Origin of the sequence: Corallococcus sicarius, assembly GCF_003611735.1 — a bacterium.
GTDB lineage: Bacteria > Myxococcota > Myxococcia > Myxococcales > Myxococcaceae > Corallococcus > Corallococcus sicarius.
Map to the genome: position 1 here is coordinate 1 of NZ_RAWG01000220.1, position 16055 is coordinate 16055.

A 16055-nucleotide genomic window follows, 5' to 3' on the forward strand; every position below is an offset into this window, starting at 1 on the left:
CCCCAATGATGCCGGCGTGGGTCCGGCCCCCGTGCCGCCCGCCGCCACGGCCCCCGTTCCGGGACGCATCACCCAGCGCTACTGGCTGGTGACGGAGCAGACGACCCCGGGGATGACGGACTTCGACATCGACGTGTACGTGAACTCGCGCTGGGTGCGTCGTTTGCGCAACAACGAGGAGCAGGTCGTCGTCGATATCACCGGTCAGTTGCGTCCCGGGCCGAACGCGGTGACGCTGATTGCCCGCAAGGTGGCGGGGGGAAGCCGGCGCAGCAATTCGCCCAACAACGTCTTCAAGGTGATCATCGGGGAAGGCAATGAGGGCGGTGGCAACGTGATGATTGACACGCCCCTCATCCGCTTCCAGAAGACGGCTGCGGACGCGCAGGACGCGACCGAGGAGTTCACCCTCACCACCCGCTGACACGGGGGGCGCGGGGAAGGGAGACGACGGTGTTCACCATCGACGAGCGCTACCGGGGGCTCCCCGCCAGTCGCGACCAGGTGCTCGCGCTGCACCTGTCCCTCAACGCGCCGCACGTGGCCATCCCCGGCAAGCAGGCGGGGCCGGCACAGGCCTTCGTGGTGGGGCTTCGCGGAGGGCAGGGCGCGGGCGTCTTCGTGTACCTGTACCTGGTGGAGGCGGGCGACTGCGCGGTGTACGTGTCCGGCCGGCGCATCCAGTCCGCGGACGAGCTGCGCGAGGACGAGGACGACGCGCTCGCGTTCGTGGAGTCGCTGGGCTTCATGATGGACAACGCGAACTGGCGCGCCGTGGCGCCCGCGCAGCAGGACGAGTGGCTCAAGACGCTCCCCGTCTTCTTCAAGGAGCCCACGCTCGTGCCCGCCGTGAAGGCCCGCGCCGAAGAGAAGCGCAACGTCGCCACCACCCTGGGCCGCTTCCTGGCCGCGTTCTGAACCTCCACCCCGGATTGGCACCCATGTTCCGCATCCCTTCCGCCTGCTGCCTCGCGTTCGTGCTCGCGTCCGCGGGCTGTGCGCACGTCCCCACGGAGAAGGAGCTTCGGAGTTCGGAGATCCACTACGACCTGGGCGTGCAGGCCCAGCAGCACGGCCATGTGCAGGACGCGCTCGCGGAGTACCAGAAGGCCCTGGATGCGAACCCGGACAACCCGGAGGCCCACAACGCGATGGGCATCCTGCTGCACCTGTCCTTCCGCCGGCTGGATGAGGCGTCAGCGCACTACGAGAAGGCCCTGAAGCTGCGGCCGACCTTCTCCGACGCGCGCAACAACCTGGGCAACCTGCGGTTGGACCAGGGCCGCTACGACGACGCCATCAAGCTGTACGAAGAGGCGCTCAACGACATGCAGTACCGCTTCGGCTTCTCCGCGCAGGGGAACCTGGGCTGGGCGCTCTACAAGAAGGGTGACACCGCGAACGCGCTGCAGAACATCAAGGCGGCGGTGACGACCAACCCGGAGTTCTGCATGGGCTTCCGGAACCTGGGCATCATCTACGACGAGACGGGCAAGACGGAGGAGGCCTGCCGGCAGTTCAGCCACTACCGTGAGAAGTGCCCCGAGGCGACGGAGGCCTACCACCGCGAGGGGGTGTGCCAGGCGAAGCTCGGGCAGGTGGACGCGGCGAAGAAGGCGTTCGCGGGCTGCGAGGCGAAGGCCCAGCCCAACGAGCAGGTGCTCAAGGACGATTGCCGCCAACTGCTGGAACACCTCTAGCCAGGGGCCCTGGGGACCGTGGATCACGTCGACTTCGGCAAATACCTCAGCCAGCAACGCGAGCTCCGCGGGCTGTCGCGCGAGGACGTCTCTCGGGAGACGAAGATCCCCCCCAGCCTCGTCGCGGCGCTGGAGGCGGGTCAGGTGGAGCGTCTGCCCGAGCGCGTGTTCGTGCTGAACTACATCCGCGCGTACGCGCAGGTCATCGGGCTGTCGCCAGAGGAAGCGGCGCTGCGCTACGAGGAGGTGGACCGGGCGGTGCCCGCGCCGTCGCCCGTGCAGCTCGAGAAGGAGCGGCGCAAGCGGGCGTACGTCATCCTGGCCGCGGTGCTGGCGGTGCTGCTCCTGGGCGCGCTCCTGTTCCTGGTGCTGACCGGGAAGCTTCCGTCGCCCCTGGCGCGTTGAAGGGGGATCATGGAGCGGTACGCCGATGACGCGTTCGTCCTGTCCACGGTCGACTACGGTGACGCCGACCGGATGGTGACGCTGCTGACGCGCGAGCATGGAAAGCTGACCGCGTTCGCCGCGGGAGCGCGCAAGAGCAAGCGGCGCTTCGCGGGGGCGCTGGAGCCGTTCATGCGGCTGCGCGTCCAGCTCGTGGAGACGCGCGGCTCCACGGTGCGTCTGGACTCCGCGGACATCGTCGCGGGCTTCTATGCGGCGCGGGAGGATCTGTCGCTCATCGCCCGGGCGCTGTACGCCGTGGAGCTGTGCCGCGAACTCACGCGCGAGCACGAACCGCAGCCGGAGCTGTTCCAGCTGATGGAGGGGTACCTTCAGCGCCTGGACGCGAAGGAGGCCGGGCCCACGTCGCTGCTCGCCTTCGAGCTGGCGGCACTGGCGCAGGCCGGGCTGATGCCCCGCTTCGACTCCTGCGCCCTGTGCGGCGGCGCGCCGGGAGAGCGGCCCCGGTTCGACCAGGGCCATGGCGGCGCGGTGTGCGAGCCCTGCGGCGGACGCGCGCGGGATTCGGTCGCGGTGCCGGTGGCGCTGCTGTCCGGGCTGCGCTCGCTGCAGGAGGGGGGGCGCACGCCGCTGCCCGCGGACCTCCGGGCCCGCGCGCGCGGGCTGCTCAACGTCTTCATCTCGCACCATCTGGGCCGGCGGCTCAAGAGCGTGGACTTCATGGCCCAGGTGGGCCTGGACTGAAGCGCGGTCCCGCACGTCGCGGGCGGAGAGCGTCATGCACGGGGCCGGACCGCTGGACGTGGTGTGTGTCGGCGAGACGCTGGTGGACTTCCTTCCCGTGGCCGGACGTGCCGCGCGGGTGCGGGACGTGGAGGCGTGGCGGCCCGCGCCCGGGGGCTCGCCGGCGAACGTCTCCGTGGGGCTTTCGCGGCTGGGCCTGCGCTCGGCGATGGTGGGCGTGGTGGGCTCGGATGAGTTCGGCCACTTCCTGCGCGACCGGCTGGCGGCGGAGGGCGTGGACGTGAGCCACCTGCGCCAGGTGGACCATGCGCGCACGGGCCTGCTGTTCGTGTCGCTGGATGCCCGGGGCGAGCGCAGCTTCACGTACTTCCGGACGCGTTCGGCGGAGTTCCTGCTGGACGCTTCGGATGTGGACGGGGACTTCGTGCGCGGCGCGAAGGTGCTGCACTGCGGCTCCAACTCGCTGGTGTTGCCGGAGGCACGCGAGGCCATGGTGCGGATGCTCACCCTGGCGCGCGACGCCGGGATGCTCGTGAGCTGTGATCCGAACCTGCGGCTCGAGGTGTGGCCCCAACCCGACGAGCTGCGAGCCCTCCTGGGGCGCATGCTGCCCCTGTGCACCGTGGTGAAGCTGTCCGAGGACGAGGTGGCCTTCGTGACCGGCGCGCGCACGCCCGAGGAGGCCTTGCGGCTCCTGGCGGATCAGGGCGTGCGGCTGCCCGTGGTGACGCTGGGAGAGCGGGGCGCGGTGTTCCTCTGGCGGGGAGAGGTCGTCCACGTCCCCGCGCCCCAGGTGACGGTGGTGGACACCACGGGCGCGGGAGATGGCTTCGTGTCCGCGATGCTGCAGGGGCTGGTGCGCTGGTACGGCGATGCGCGCTCGCTCGCGGAGGCGTCACGCGGGGACCTGGTCGCGCTGATGACGTTCGCCGCCAGCGTGGGGGCGCGGGTGGTGACGAAGCTGGGCGCGGTGGCGGCCCTTCCCCTGGCGGCGGAGGTCGAGGGCTTGATGCCCACGCGCCCCCCCGGCGTGGACGCCCCGGAGCGCATCGCGCGCTGAAGCGAAGCACTGCGCCCGGTCAGGCTGTCGTGCTTCACTGCGTCCTTCGTGGCCCACCATCCCGCCTGGGAGGGACCGATGAGCGACCCGCGAAATGAATCCTCCTCTGCCACTTCCTCAAGGGTCCGGGGACTCGAGCAGATCGACCGGCTGTCCGTGCCCCTGCCGCATGGCACCGAGGTGACGACGCGCGTGGAGCGCGTGGCCTCGGCGGGGCGCCGCATCCCGCAGGGCGTGGTGGGCCGCGTGGTCCGCGCGCATGACGGCGGCTTCGACGTGCAGATCGTCGGCGTGGGCGAGGTGTGGTTCGCGCGCGACGAACTGGTGCCCCGGCGCGTGGGCCAGGTCCAGTTCGCCCAGCGGCGCGAGGCGGCCTGGGGCGCGCTGCGACCCTGCGTCGTCTTGGAGACGCGCGTGGGCAGCCATGCCTGGGGGCTGGCGGACGCGCGCTCCGACGTGGACGTGCGCGGCGTGTTCGCGCTGCCGCTGCCGTGGACCCTGGGGCTGGCGCAGCCACCGCAGGACCTGGTGAGCGCGGATGGCAGCACCACGTACTGGGAGGTTCGCAAGACGGTGGAGCAGGCCCTGCGCGCGGATCCGAACACGCTCGAGACGCTGTTCGTCCCCGGTGCGACGGCGCTGGACGAGCTGGGCACGTGGATGCTGGAGGCGCGTGAGGCGTTCGTCTCCCGGGCCATCTTCGGCAGCTTCGGGCGCTATGCCATGAGCCAGCTCGACAAGCTCACGCGCAGCCAGCGGCTGGCCGAGCACCGCGACCTGCTGCTCGCGTGGCTGTGCGAGGAGCCCACGCCGGACCTGGACGTCGTGGCCCGACGGCTGGCCGCCGTGTCTCCCCGGACCGCGCCCACGCCCGAGGACGCGGTGCTCGCGGCGAAGACCTACGTGAAGCAGCTCTACCGCTCGCTCTGGGACCAGGGGCTGCTCGCGGCCAACGACTTCGCGGCGCTGACCGCGTACGCGCGCGGTGGTGGCCAGCGTCCTCCGTCCGCGCGGGAGCTGCGGCCGAAGAACGCCTACAACCTGCTGCGACTGGTGGCGCTGGCGACGGGCTGGCTGCGCGACGGAGTGCCCACCTTCGAGGCGACAGGGGCGTTGAAGGCGCGGCTGCTCGACATCAAGGGCGGGCAGGTGCCGCTGGAGGAGGTCCTGCGGGACGCCGAGGCGATGGCGCCGGAGCTGGAGGCCGCGCACCGGGAGAGCCGGTTGCCGGAGCATCCGGACTACGCCCGCGCGGACCGGTTGCTGCGGCGGGTGGGTGAAGAGGTCGCGCGGCGCTGGGTGCTGAAGTCGCCCGGACCGCTGGGACGTGATGCGCCGGAGGCTCCGGCGCTGGAAGGAGGGGCGGAATGAAGGGCACGATGACGGAGCATCAGCGCCGGATGGCGGACCGGGTGCTGGACGAGGAGTCGCGCCAGCGCGAGCACCTGGTCATCTCCCTCTCCGGTGCGCACGCGTATGGCTTCCCTTCGCCGGACAGCGACCTGGACCTCAAGTCCATCCACGTCGCGTCCACCGCCTCGCTCCTGGCGCTCCAGCCTCGGCACGTGCCCGCCGAACGGCTGGAGGTGCTGGAGGGCGTGGAGGTGGACTACTCGTCCAACGAACTGCAGCCCGTGCTGCTGGGCATCCTGCAGGGCAACGGCAACTACCTGGAGCGCGTGCTGGGGGCCATCCCCGTGCGGAGCCTTCCGGAGCTGGAGGCGCTGCGCCCCCATGTCCGCGCCGTGCTGTCGCGCCGCATCCACCGGCACTACCGGGGCTTCGCGCAGGGCCAGCTTCGCGAGTGGGAGAAGAGTGGCTTCCGCTCCGCGAAGAAATTGCTCTACGTGCTGCGCACCGCCCTCACCGGGGCGCACGCGCTGCGCACGGGCGAGGTGGAGACGGACGTCACCGTCCTCCTGGAGCCGTATGGCTTCAGCGAGGCCCATGCCCTGGTCGAGCAGAAGCTGCGGGGGGAGCGCAGCGAATTGCCCGAGGCGCTCAGCGAGCGCTGGCGGAGCGAGGTGGCGCGGGCCTTCGCCGTGCTCGACGCGGCGGAGGGCGCCTCCGTGCTCCCGCTGGAGCCTCCGGCCCCGGCCGTGGCCGCGCTCGAAGCGTGGCTGCTCGACGTGCGGCGGCAGCGGTTCGAGGCCTAACCCGCTTTCTCCGTTCTCCCCCTGCCGAAGCCGACCCCGCCGGGAGAGGTGGGGCAGGGGCCCCTGGAAGACGATCATCGACCTGGGGGACGGCGGCGGGTAACATCCCCGAGGCCATGGCTACGCAGGGAGGCGCCGCCGGAGAAGATCCCGACCGGGGGCGGCGCATCGGAAAATACGAGATCCTCACCCGACTCTCGATGGGCGGGATGGCGGAGCTGTTCCTCGCATTCACCTCGGGCCCCGGTGGCTTCCGCAAGTTCGTCGCGGTGAAGCAGATCCTCCCCGACATCAAGAAGGACGATCAGTTCGTCAAGATGTTCCTCGACGAGGCGCGCATCACCGCCGCCTTCTCGCACGCGAACATCGGACAGGTGTTCGACCTGGGCGAGGAGGACGGCGAGCTGTACCTCGCCATGGAGTTCCTGCCCGGCCAGAACCTGGAGCAGGTGGTGAAGATGGCGGCCAAGCGCAACTACGCGCTGCCGCTGGGCTTCAGTGCCCGCGTGATCCGCGACACCTGCCTGGGCCTGCACTACGCCCACCACTTCATGGATCCGTCGGGCCGTCCCGTGGCGGTGGTGCACCGGGACGTGTCGCCGAAGAACGTGATGCTCACCTACGACGGCGTCGTGAAGGTGATCGACTTCGGCATCGCCAAGGCGCGCGGCAAGCTGGGCCGCACGCAGGTGGGCACGGTGAAGGGGACCAGCGGCTACATGTCCCCGGAGCAGGTGCGTGGCCAGGCGCTGGATGGCCGCAGCGACCAGTTCTCCGCGGGCGTGATGCTGCATGAGCTGGTGGCCGGTCAGCGCCTGTTCAACGCGCCGGGCGAGGCCGCCGTGATGATGCAGATCGTGGACGGGGAGATTCCCGCGCCGCGCTCGCTCAACCCGGCGATCCCGGAGGCCCTGGAAGCGGTGGTGCTCAAGGCGCTGTCGCGGGACGCCGGGCAGCGCTTCGGCACCTGCCGGGAGCTGGCGCGCGCCATTGAGTCCACGCTGGGCTCCGAGCTGTTCGACGAAGACCAGATGACCGCCATCATGGGCGAGCTCTTCGAGGAGAAGCGTCAGAAGACGCGCACCCTCCTGGAACTGGCCAGCCGCGCCGAGGACGCCCGCGTCAGCGAGGCCGCCGGAGCGCTGCAGGCGGAGGAGGGCAGCGACACGGCCGCCGCCGCGGCCACCGCGCAGGTGCAGTCGCCGAAGCGACGCCTGACGACACCAAGAAGGCCCCCGTCAAGGGCGGCCGCAAGACGAAGGGGAGCTCCCCCGCGAACTGGGCCACCGAGTCTGCCACGGGCGACAAGGCCGTCGCCGCGAAGACCCCGTCCACGCCCGTGACGCCCCGGCCGGAGCCCTCGCAGCGTCCCCCGGAGCCGGTCACCACCGTCACGCAGACGCCGGACGTGGCGGAGGTGCTGGACACGACCACCTCGAAGGGTGCGGCGAAGGCGGGCCTGGGCTGGCTGACGCTCTACACGGTGCCGAAGAACGCGGCGGTGTTCGACGGCTCGACCCAGCTGGGCACGTCGCCGCTGACCAAGATTGCAATCCCGGTGGGCACGTACCGCCTGCGCGTGGTGGATCCGCAGGACCCGGGAGGGACGAGCAAGCTGTTGTCCGTTCCCATCCGTCCGGGCGAGCTGACGAAGCTGCAGATTCGACTGGCCGACCTCCCGCCCTACACGGAGTGATGGCCGTCCTTGACGCTCCTGGACCCCCTCACTAGGGTCCGCCGCGTTCCGCCTTCGACGCACTGCGAGAAGGACTCGCCATCCATGTACTTCCAGGACCTCATCCTCACGCTCCAGAAGCACTGGGCCGACCAGGGATGCATCGTCACCCAGTCGTACGACCTCGAGGTCGGCGCGGGCACGATGGCCCCGTACACGTTCCTGCACGCGCTCGGGCCCGAGCCGTGGAACGTCGCCTACGTGCAGCCCTCGCGTCGCCCCGCGGACGGCCGTTTCGGTGAGAACCCGAACCGCCTGTTCCAGCACCACCAGTTCCAGGTCATCCTCAAGCCCGCGCCCAAGAACGTCCAGGAGCTGTACCTGGAGTCCCTGCGGAAGATCGGCATGGACCCGATGGAGCACGACATCCGCTTCGTCGAGGACGACTGGGAGTCCCCCACGCTGGGTGCCTGGGGCCTGGGCTGGGAGGTGTGGTGCGACGGCATGGAGGTGACGCAGTTCACCTACTTCCAGCAGTGCGGCGGCTTCGACTGCCGCCCCGTGGCCGCGGAGCTGACGTACGGGCTGGAGCGCCTGACGACGTACCTGCAGAACGTGGAGAGCGTCTACGACATCGAGTGGGTCAAGGGCGTGAAGTACCGCGAGGTGTTCCACGCGAACGAAGTGGAGATGAGCAAGTACGCCCTCCACGAGTCGGATCCGCAGATGCTCTTCGCGCTGTTCGACGCGTACGAGAAGGAATGCAAGCGCCTCATCGAGCGCCACCTGCCGCTGCCCGCGTATGACTACGCGCTCAAGTGCAGCCACGCGTTCAACCTGCTGGACGCGCGCGGCGCCATCTCCGTCACCGAGCGCGCCAACTTCATCAAGCGCGTGCGCGACAACGCGCGCCTGTGCGCGGAGGGCTACCTGCAGATGCGCGAGCGGCTGGGCTTCCCGCTGACGAAGACGCCGTGGACGGTGGGGGAGCAGCCGCCGGTGCTGGAGGGCAAGCCCGCCAGCGACTACTGGAAGACGGTGACGCTCAACAAGCCCGTGGAGAAGAAGGAGAAGACGGACAAGACGGAGGTGGCCCGTGGCGCGTGATCTGCTCCTGGAAATCGGTGCCGAGGAGATCCCGGCGTCGTTCATCGTGCCCGCGCTGGAGGACCTGAAGCGCGTGCTCGCCGAGCGCATGGCCGACGCGCGCCTGAAGCACGGCGACGTGCGCACGTTCGGAACGCCGCGCCGGCTGGCCGTCCTCGTGCGCGACGTGGCGGACGCGGGCGAGGACGTGACGAAGGAGGTGCTGGGGCCCAGCGCCAAGGCCGCCTTCGACGCGCAGGGCAAGCCCACCAAGGCGGCGGAGAAGTTCGCCGAGGGGCTCAAGCTTTCGGTGGAAGCGCTCGGCCGCACGACGACGGCCAAGGGCGAGTACGTGTCCGCGCGCGTGGAGGAGAAGGGCCGTCCGGCGGACGCCATCCTCCAGGACGCGCTGCACACCGCGGTGCACGGCATCAACTTCCGCAAGTCCATGCGCTGGGGTGACGTGGACACGGCCTTCGCGCGCCCGGTGCAGTGGCTGGTGGCGCTGCTGGGCGACACGGAGCTGCCGGTGGTGCTCGGCGACGTGAAGAGCGGGCGGACCACCTACGGCCACCGCTTCCTCGCGCCCGGCCCCATCCTGCTGAAGGCGCCCACGGACTACGAGTCCGCGCTGGAGAAGGCGCACGTGCTGGCGGACATCGGCAAGCGCCGCGCGGCGCTCGTGCAGAAGGTGACCGCCGCGGCGAAGAAGGCGGGCGGCCAGCTCCTGGAGGACGAGGGGCTGGTGGACCAGGTGACGAACCTGGTGGAGCTGCCGAGCCCCGTGGTGGGCAGCTTCGACGAGCGCCACCTGGACCTGCCGCCGGAGGTGCTGGTGCAGGAGATGAAGAGCCACCAGCGCTACTTCTCGCTGCTGGACGGGCAGGGGAAGCTGCTGCCGAAGTTCATCGCCGTGTCCAACACGCCGGTGCGCGACGAGCAGCTGTCCCTGCGCGGCTATGAGCGCGTGCTGCGGGCGCGGCTCGCGGACGGGCGCTTCTTCTTCGACGAGGACCGCAAGACGCCGCTGGGCGACCGCGTGGAGAAGCTGGGCCGCGTGATGTGGCAGAACCAGCTGGGCACGTACCTGGAGAAGGTGGAGCGCTTCCGCTCGCTCGCGGGCTGGCTCGCGCAGCACGCGGACAGGGCAGGGGAGGCGGCCACGGTGGAGCGCGCCGCCACGCTGTCCAAGGCGGACCTCGTCACCGGCATGGTGGGTGAGTTCCCGGAGCTCCAGGGCGTCATGGGCCGCGAGTACGCGCGCGCCAGCGGCGAGCCGGACGCGGTGGCGCTCGCCATCTCCGAGCACTACCTGCCCCGGGGCGCCGAGGACGCGCTGCCGACCCAGGACGCGGGCGCGCTCATCGGCCTGGCGGACCGGTTGGACTCGCTGTGCGGCATCTTCGCCATTGGCAAGGCCCCGTCGGGTGCGGCGGATCCGTTCGCGCTGCGCCGCTCGTGCCTGGCCATCATCCGCATCGTGCTGGGGCGCGGCTACCGCTTCAGCCTGTCGGCCGCGGTGGACGAGGCGCTGCGCCTGCTGGCGCCGAAGCTCGCCAACGTGAAGCGCAAGCCGGGGGAGGCCGCGCCGCGCGAGCAGGTGCTGGAGTTCTTCCGCGGCCGCCTCAAGGCGCTGTGGGGGGAGCAGCACCGCACGGACGTGGTGGAGGCGGTGCTGGCCGTGGGCTTCGACGACCTGGTCGCCGCGAAGAAGCGCCTGGAGGCGCTGAGCCCGCTGGTGGGCCACTCGGACTTCCAGCCGCTCGCGGCGGCCTTCAAGCGCGTGGTCAACATCGTGGAGAAGCAGGGCAAGGACGTGGCCGGCGGACAGACCAACCCGCAGCGCTTCACGGACGAGCCCGAGCGCAACCTCCACACCGCCTTCACCCAGGCGCGCGACAAGGTGGGCCAGCACGTGCGCGCGGACGACTTCGCCGGAGCCCTGCGCGAAATCACCGGCCTGAAGCCCGCCGTGGACACCTTCTTCGACAAGGTGATGGTCATGGCCGAGGACAAGGACCTGCGGGAGAACCGCATCCGGTTCCTCACGGAGATTGGCGCCCTGTTCAACCAGGTGGCGGACTTCTCCAAGATCCAGGCCGAGGTCGCCGCCGCCGCCGCCTGATGCCCTGACGGCCGCTGGAGCGCCGGAGCGCGCCCGCCCCCCTGCCAGGGGGGCGGGACGCGTTGCCCGGAGGGATGCCTGGGTGTCGGCGGGCGGGCGTCCGGGAATAGGAAGAACCCTATTCAGTTGCCCGGGGCAGCGCGGCGTTCCTACACTCCGCCCCCCTCTGATGCGCCTCCCCTTCCTGACCTCCGCGCTGTTGTTCGTCACGGCGTGTTCGACTGAATCCGAACCGAACCCGCCCCCGTCCACCCGCTTCGTGTACCCCAGTGGGGTGGCGTTCTGGCGCCCACCCACGGCTGGCGGACCCGCGGCGAGCAACGGCTACCTCTTCGTCGCGAACGCGAACTTCGACAACTGCTACGACTCCGGCTCGGTGGTCGCGCTCAACCTGGACGCGCTGAGCGCGCAGGCGGACGGCCAGTCCGTCTCCGTGCCCCGGCTGGGCAGCGCCGTGCCCGCGAGCCCGCTCGTCTTCGAGGACCTGTCCACGTCCGGCGACTCGCTGGTGCAGATCCGCAGCTTCGCGGGGGACATGGCCCTGTGGGTCAACCCGGGCAGCGGGCTGCCCCGCCTGTTCGTCCCCTCGCGCGCGGAGGGCAATGACCTGCACGCGGTGGACGTCTCCCTGGGCGCCAACGGCGCGCCGGTCCTCCGCTGCGTGCAGGGCGGCGTGGACTGCCGCGAGGGCTCGCTGTCGCTCACGAACGACATCCCGGAGTCGCTGCGCGAGGAGGGCCGCACGGATCCGCCGCGCGCGCCGTCGCCCATCGGCGTGACGGTGGATGACGCGAGCGGCACGCTGTACGTGACGCACTCGGAGGCGGCGGACTCGCCCGCGAGGTCCAGCACCAACTTCGAGAACTACCTCGTCACGCTGAAGACGGACAACCCCACCCGCGACACCCTGGGCTTCATCCCGCTGTCGCCCACCGGCTACGCGTACGGCGGCTCGGATTCGACCACCGTGGGCGCGGGGTACATCTACGTGACGGGCCGCAACTTCGTGGAAGGCACCAACGGCACGGTGGCGGCGAACTTCGTGCTGCGGCTGGTGGACAAGAACGTGCCCGGGACCGTCCTGGAGCCCAACCTGTCGAGCGTGTACGGCATCCGTGAGGCGCGCGCGGCCCGGGTGGTGTCCCGGCCGGTGACGGCCGCGGAGCTCGCGGCCCGTCCCAACCTCGTGCGCGAGCGGCTGTACATGCTGGCGCGGGGCCCGGACACGCTGCTCACGCTCGACTTCGAATACGAAGCGGTGCCCGGCGGCGCGGCCACCACGCCCTTCTTCCGGGTGGCCTCCGCGGTGCCCATGCCCGACGGCGTCAGTGACATGCAGCTCATCAGCCGGCAGGCGCCGCCCAACGACGCCAACACGAACATCCTCGCGGTGACGAGCACCGGTGACAGCGCGGTGTCCCTCTACGACGAGGCGCTGGGGCAGGTCGTCGCCCAGGTGCCGCTCGTCAACTCGCAGAACCAGACCAGCAACCCGTCGCAGGCCTTCGGGCTGACGGTGGACAACCCGCCCGGCGCGAACGCGGCGCGACTGTTCGTGACCAACTTCGGAGACGGGCAGGTGGCCATCGTGGACATCCCCGACCTCACCCGTCCCCAGGACGCGAAGCTGACGGCGCGGCTCGGCACGCAGCAGCAGAGGGATCCGAACCAGGGCACCAGCGTGTGCCAGGAGAACCAACCTTGAAGCGCGGCATCCCTGCTGCCCTGTTGTTGAGCGCCTCTGGCTTGCTGGGCGCCTGCTCCGACACCACCACCACGGCGGGCGCCGCCGGCCTGGCCGGCACCTACGACGTGGTGTTGTCCAACAACCTCGTCTTCGTCACCTCGCAGGACCGGGACGAACTGCGCGTGCTGGACCTGGAGCGCACCCCGCGCGAGTTCATCCCCGCGCCCAACCCGCTGGAGCCGCTGGCCATCCCCGTCATCGCGCGGCCCGACGCGCTCACCCGCGACGTGGGCTACGACGCGCAAGGCAACGACGTCGCCGGCCCGTACATCTACGCCCGCAGCTCCGGGGGCCGGGATATCTCCGTGGTGGCCGCGGACCGCGCGCGCCTCAACGAGGTGACGCGCCTGTCCACCGGCCAGCTCATCACCGCCTTCACCGCGCACGGCCCGGTGTCCGAAACGGCTCCGAGCGTCCTGTTCTACGCGCTCCAGACGCGCCCGGAGGCCGCCGAGCAGCTCTGCGGTCCCTTCGGGGGCGGGGTGGTGATGCGCCAGGACCTCCCCGGTCCGGAGAACTTCGACGCCGCGGCGCTGCCGCCCGCGTTGCCCGTCTTCTGCCTGCGGCCCGCGGACACGGTGCTGTCCATGATCGTCCTGCCGGTGAAGGCGGGCGTGACGGAGTCGCTGGTGCTCGCCATCCGCAACGTGACGGGCACCAGCCGGCTGGTGCGCGCCGTGGCGGACGGCGGCTCGGTGGAGATCCCCTACAAGCGGCCGCGCCCGGTGCCCTTCTCGGTGCCGGACTACGCGGACCTGGTGGACATCCCGGCGCGGTTCGTCACCACGCACCCGACGTTCATTCCGTCCTCCGGTCAGGAGAACGACCGCGTGCGCGAGGGACGGTATGTGTACGTGGTGCTCGATGAGCTGACGTGCGCCTCGACGGATTGCGAGGGCGTCATCGCGCTCGACAACGGGCCGGGGCAGACGCTGTCCCCGACGCCGGTGCTCGCCCGCGACGCCTCCGGCACGCCCATGCTGACGCTGCGGCCGTCCCAGGGCCTGCCCACGGGGCTCACCCTGCGTCCGGACCTGGAGGTCCGCCAGGTGTTGGGGGACGGGACGGTCCGCATCGGACGCGTCCCGCTGCTGGGGATCATGCCGTCGTCCAGCGGGGAGATCACCCTGTTCCGCGCCGACGAGCGGCGGACGTTCAACCTGGACCGCGTTCCCAAGCCGGCGGATCCGAACAACTCCGAGACAGTGGATCAGCGCGCGGCGGTGGCGGTGGAGCTGCGCGACGGCAACGAGAATGTCCGCGCGGCCCAGTTCCAGAGCATCATCGTGAGTCAGACGGGCGTGAACCAGAAGCCCTGCCCTCCGAATGCGGCGGTGACCAACGCCACGGTCAATGTCTGTGACGGGACGCTGCCCTCCGGGACCTACCGCTTCGTCTTCCAGGGCGTCCTGCCAGGCCTGCTGGACCTGGTGCGCGACGTCAGCGTGGAGGATCCGCCCTTCCTGGTGGAGACCTCCCTGGCCACGTCCCGGGGGGTGATGCCGGGTGACACCATCGTGCTGGCGAACAACGTGGGCGCCTGCCCGCAGAACATCAAGGTGCTGCGCCTGGAGGACCAGGGCGACGGCCGCACCCGGCTCCTGCCGGACCTGGCGGACCCGGACACGCTCACCGCGCTGACGGACTGCGCCACGTACGCCAACTTCTCCGTGCGCGCCGGGCCCCTCGCGAAGCCCTACGTGCTCTACGCGGGCCTGGAGACCAGCGACAGCTATGTGCAGCGGCTGGCGGTGGGCGAGCCGTACACGGTGTCCACCCAGTTGGATTATTACTACCACGTGGACAACTTCGACCTCGGGCGGCTCCCGCCGGCGCCGCCGGATCCGCTGCCGGAGCCGACCTTCGCTCAGGCGCCGCTGACGCTCACGCTGACGGCGGTGTTCGGGGATGCGCAACGGCTCAACCCTGGCGACCGCTACCTGGTGGTGTTGCAGCCGCGCTTCCGCCGCTTCGTCTTCAAGGTGGACACGCGCGACACGAGCAACCTGGCGGCCTACCGCCTGCCCGGCACCGTGGTCGCCACGAACGTCGGGAGCGGCGAAGCCGCCTCCAGCCTCGCCTATATCGCCTATCCTTCCGCGGACGGCCTGCTCCAGTTCGCCCTGGAGCAGATCACCGACAACGCGGACAACTTCCAGTTTGTCCGGGCCTTCCAGTAACTGGGCGGTCCGGACCGGCTCTGTTATCGTCCCCCACGGTCAGCATTTCCCGAGCCAAGAACGATGATCGATCAGAACTCCCGTCCCGCACGCAAGGTCGGCATCGCCGAGCACCTGTGGGAGACGTACGAAGAGATGGCCCAGCAGATGGGGTCGGATCGCGACGCGCTCATCAACCAGGCGCTCTTCATGTTCGCGCGCCTCAACGGCTTCATCGACGTGAAGGCGAAGGCGGAGCCGTCGGTGGCGGCGGTGCCGTCGCCCACGCCCTCGCCGCGTCCGGCTTCCCCGCCGCCTGCCGCGGCCGCGTCGTCCAAGGGTGCGCCGCCGGTGCTCGCGCCCGCGCGCGCTGAAGCCGCGTCCTCCCGGCCCGCCGCGCGCAACACGGCCGAGGAGCGCCCGTCCTCCAACGGCCTGGACAATGATCCGGTGCGCCGCGAAGTGGCCGAGCGCGTCCTGGAGACGGCCGCGGAGCTGGAGCGGCTCATCAAGGGCAAGAACGAGCCGCCCCCTCCGTCCGCCGACGACATGATCGAGGACGAGGAGGAGCCCCTGCCCGAGCAGGAGGATCCGCCGCTCGAGGACGAGTTGGAGGACGAACCTGCGGAGGAGGCCGACGAGGAGCCCGCGGAGGAGGCCGACGAGGAGGAGGGCGCGTCGCTCTACCTGGTCACCGAATCCGGTGAGCAGGAGAAGATCATCAAGGACCGCTACGTCATCGGCCGTGGCAAGCACTGCGACTTCGTCATCAACTCCGGCAAGGTGTCGCGCGAGCACGCCGTCATCGCCCGCGATGGCAGCGACTTCTACATCGAGGACCTCGGCTCCTCGAACGGGACCTGGTTCAACAAGCAGCGCATCAAGCGCCGCAAGGTTGAAGACGGGGACGAGTACTTCATCTGCAGCGAGAAGATCCGCCTCGTCATCCACTGATGACGCGCTGCCCCTCCGTCCGATGGCCGTGTTGAGCATTTGACGGGCTGCGGCCCTCCCTGGTTTGATGAGGGTCGCCTGCCCGACAAGGGGACAGGTGCCGAATGACACCTGTTCAGCTCGCGCTGTGGACGATTCTGGGAGTGGCCCTGGTGATTGCGGTGGTGACCGACGTGCTGCGCCGGCTCATCCCCAATGCCGTGACCTATCCGCTCATCGTGCTGGGGCTCGGGGTGCGCGGGTG

At 70.5% G+C, this 16055-nt stretch carries 12 protein-coding genes and 2 pseudogenes; all 14 read left to right on the forward strand.

Going from position 1 to position 16055, the window contains the following annotated elements; all coding sequences use genetic code 11:
- A pseudogene (locus D7X12_RS28165) lies at nt 1-424 on the forward strand (hypothetical protein); the annotation flags it as partial.
- A 29-nt stretch (nt 425-453) separates the two neighbouring features.
- Complete coding sequence (locus D7X12_RS28170) at nt 454-918, forward strand: social motility and stimulation tgl protein (protein WP_120612519.1); 465 nt, start codon at nt 454-456, stop codon at nt 916-918.
- Between the two features lie 23 nt (nt 919-941).
- On the forward strand, nt 942-1700 hold the full coding sequence (gene tgl / locus D7X12_RS28175) for a social motility TPR repeat lipoprotein Tgl (protein ID WP_120628359.1): 759 nt from the start codon (nt 942-944) through the stop codon (nt 1698-1700).
- 18 nt (nt 1701-1718) lie between these two features.
- The gene (locus D7X12_RS28180) at nt 1719-2105 is read left to right on the forward strand and encodes a helix-turn-helix domain-containing protein (protein WP_120612529.1); all 387 of its coding nucleotides are present in this window, start codon (nt 1719-1721) and stop codon (nt 2103-2105) included.
- Between the two features lie 9 nt (nt 2106-2114).
- Nucleotides 2115-2849, forward strand: coding sequence for a DNA repair protein RecO (gene recO / locus D7X12_RS28185; protein WP_120628360.1), 735 nt, complete (start codon nt 2115-2117; stop codon nt 2847-2849).
- 34 nt (nt 2850-2883) lie between these two features.
- Nucleotides 2884-3909: a carbohydrate kinase family protein gene (locus tag D7X12_RS28190; RefSeq protein ID WP_120628361.1), complete on the forward strand. Its 1026-nt coding sequence runs from the start codon at nt 2884-2886 to the stop codon at nt 3907-3909.
- Between the two features lie 78 nt (nt 3910-3987).
- Nucleotides 3988-5280, forward strand: coding sequence for a DNA polymerase beta superfamily protein (locus tag D7X12_RS28195; RefSeq protein ID WP_120628362.1), 1293 nt, complete (start codon nt 3988-3990; stop codon nt 5278-5280).
- Nucleotides 5277-6065 (forward strand): nucleotidyltransferase domain-containing protein, encoded by a 789-nt coding sequence (locus D7X12_RS28200; RefSeq protein WP_208719336.1) that lies wholly within the window; start codon nt 5277-5279, stop codon nt 6063-6065. Before D7X12_RS28195 ends, D7X12_RS28200 begins: the two co-directional genes overlap by 4 nt.
- Nucleotides 6066-6181: 116 nt before the next feature.
- Nucleotides 6182-7701 (forward strand): annotated as a pseudogene (locus D7X12_RS28205) (serine/threonine protein kinase); the annotation flags it as partial.
- A 144-nt stretch (nt 7702-7845) separates the two neighbouring features.
- The gene (gene glyQ, locus D7X12_RS28210; RefSeq protein ID WP_120628363.1) at nt 7846-8847 is read left to right on the forward strand and encodes a glycine--tRNA ligase subunit alpha; all 1002 of its coding nucleotides are present in this window, start codon (nt 7846-7848) and stop codon (nt 8845-8847) included.
- The gene (gene glyS / locus D7X12_RS28215; protein ID WP_120628364.1) at nt 8837-10951 is read left to right on the forward strand and encodes a glycine--tRNA ligase subunit beta; all 2115 of its coding nucleotides are present in this window, start codon (nt 8837-8839) and stop codon (nt 10949-10951) included. Before glyQ ends, glyS begins: the two co-directional genes overlap by 11 nt.
- A 169-nt stretch (nt 10952-11120) precedes the next feature.
- Entirely contained in the window at nt 11121-12656 is a 1536-nt protein-coding gene (locus D7X12_RS28220) for a YncE family protein (protein ID WP_120628365.1), read from the forward strand.
- Nucleotides 12653-14878: a hypothetical protein gene (locus D7X12_RS28225; RefSeq protein WP_147443828.1), complete on the forward strand. Its 2226-nt coding sequence runs from the start codon at nt 12653-12655 to the stop codon at nt 14876-14878. Before D7X12_RS28220 ends, D7X12_RS28225 begins: the two co-directional genes overlap by 4 nt.
- Nucleotides 14879-14941: 63 nt before the next feature.
- Entirely contained in the window at nt 14942-15811 is an 870-nt protein-coding gene (locus tag D7X12_RS28230) for an FHA domain-containing protein (RefSeq protein WP_120628367.1), read from the forward strand.
- The last annotated feature ends 244 nt before the right edge of the window (nt 15812-16055 follow it).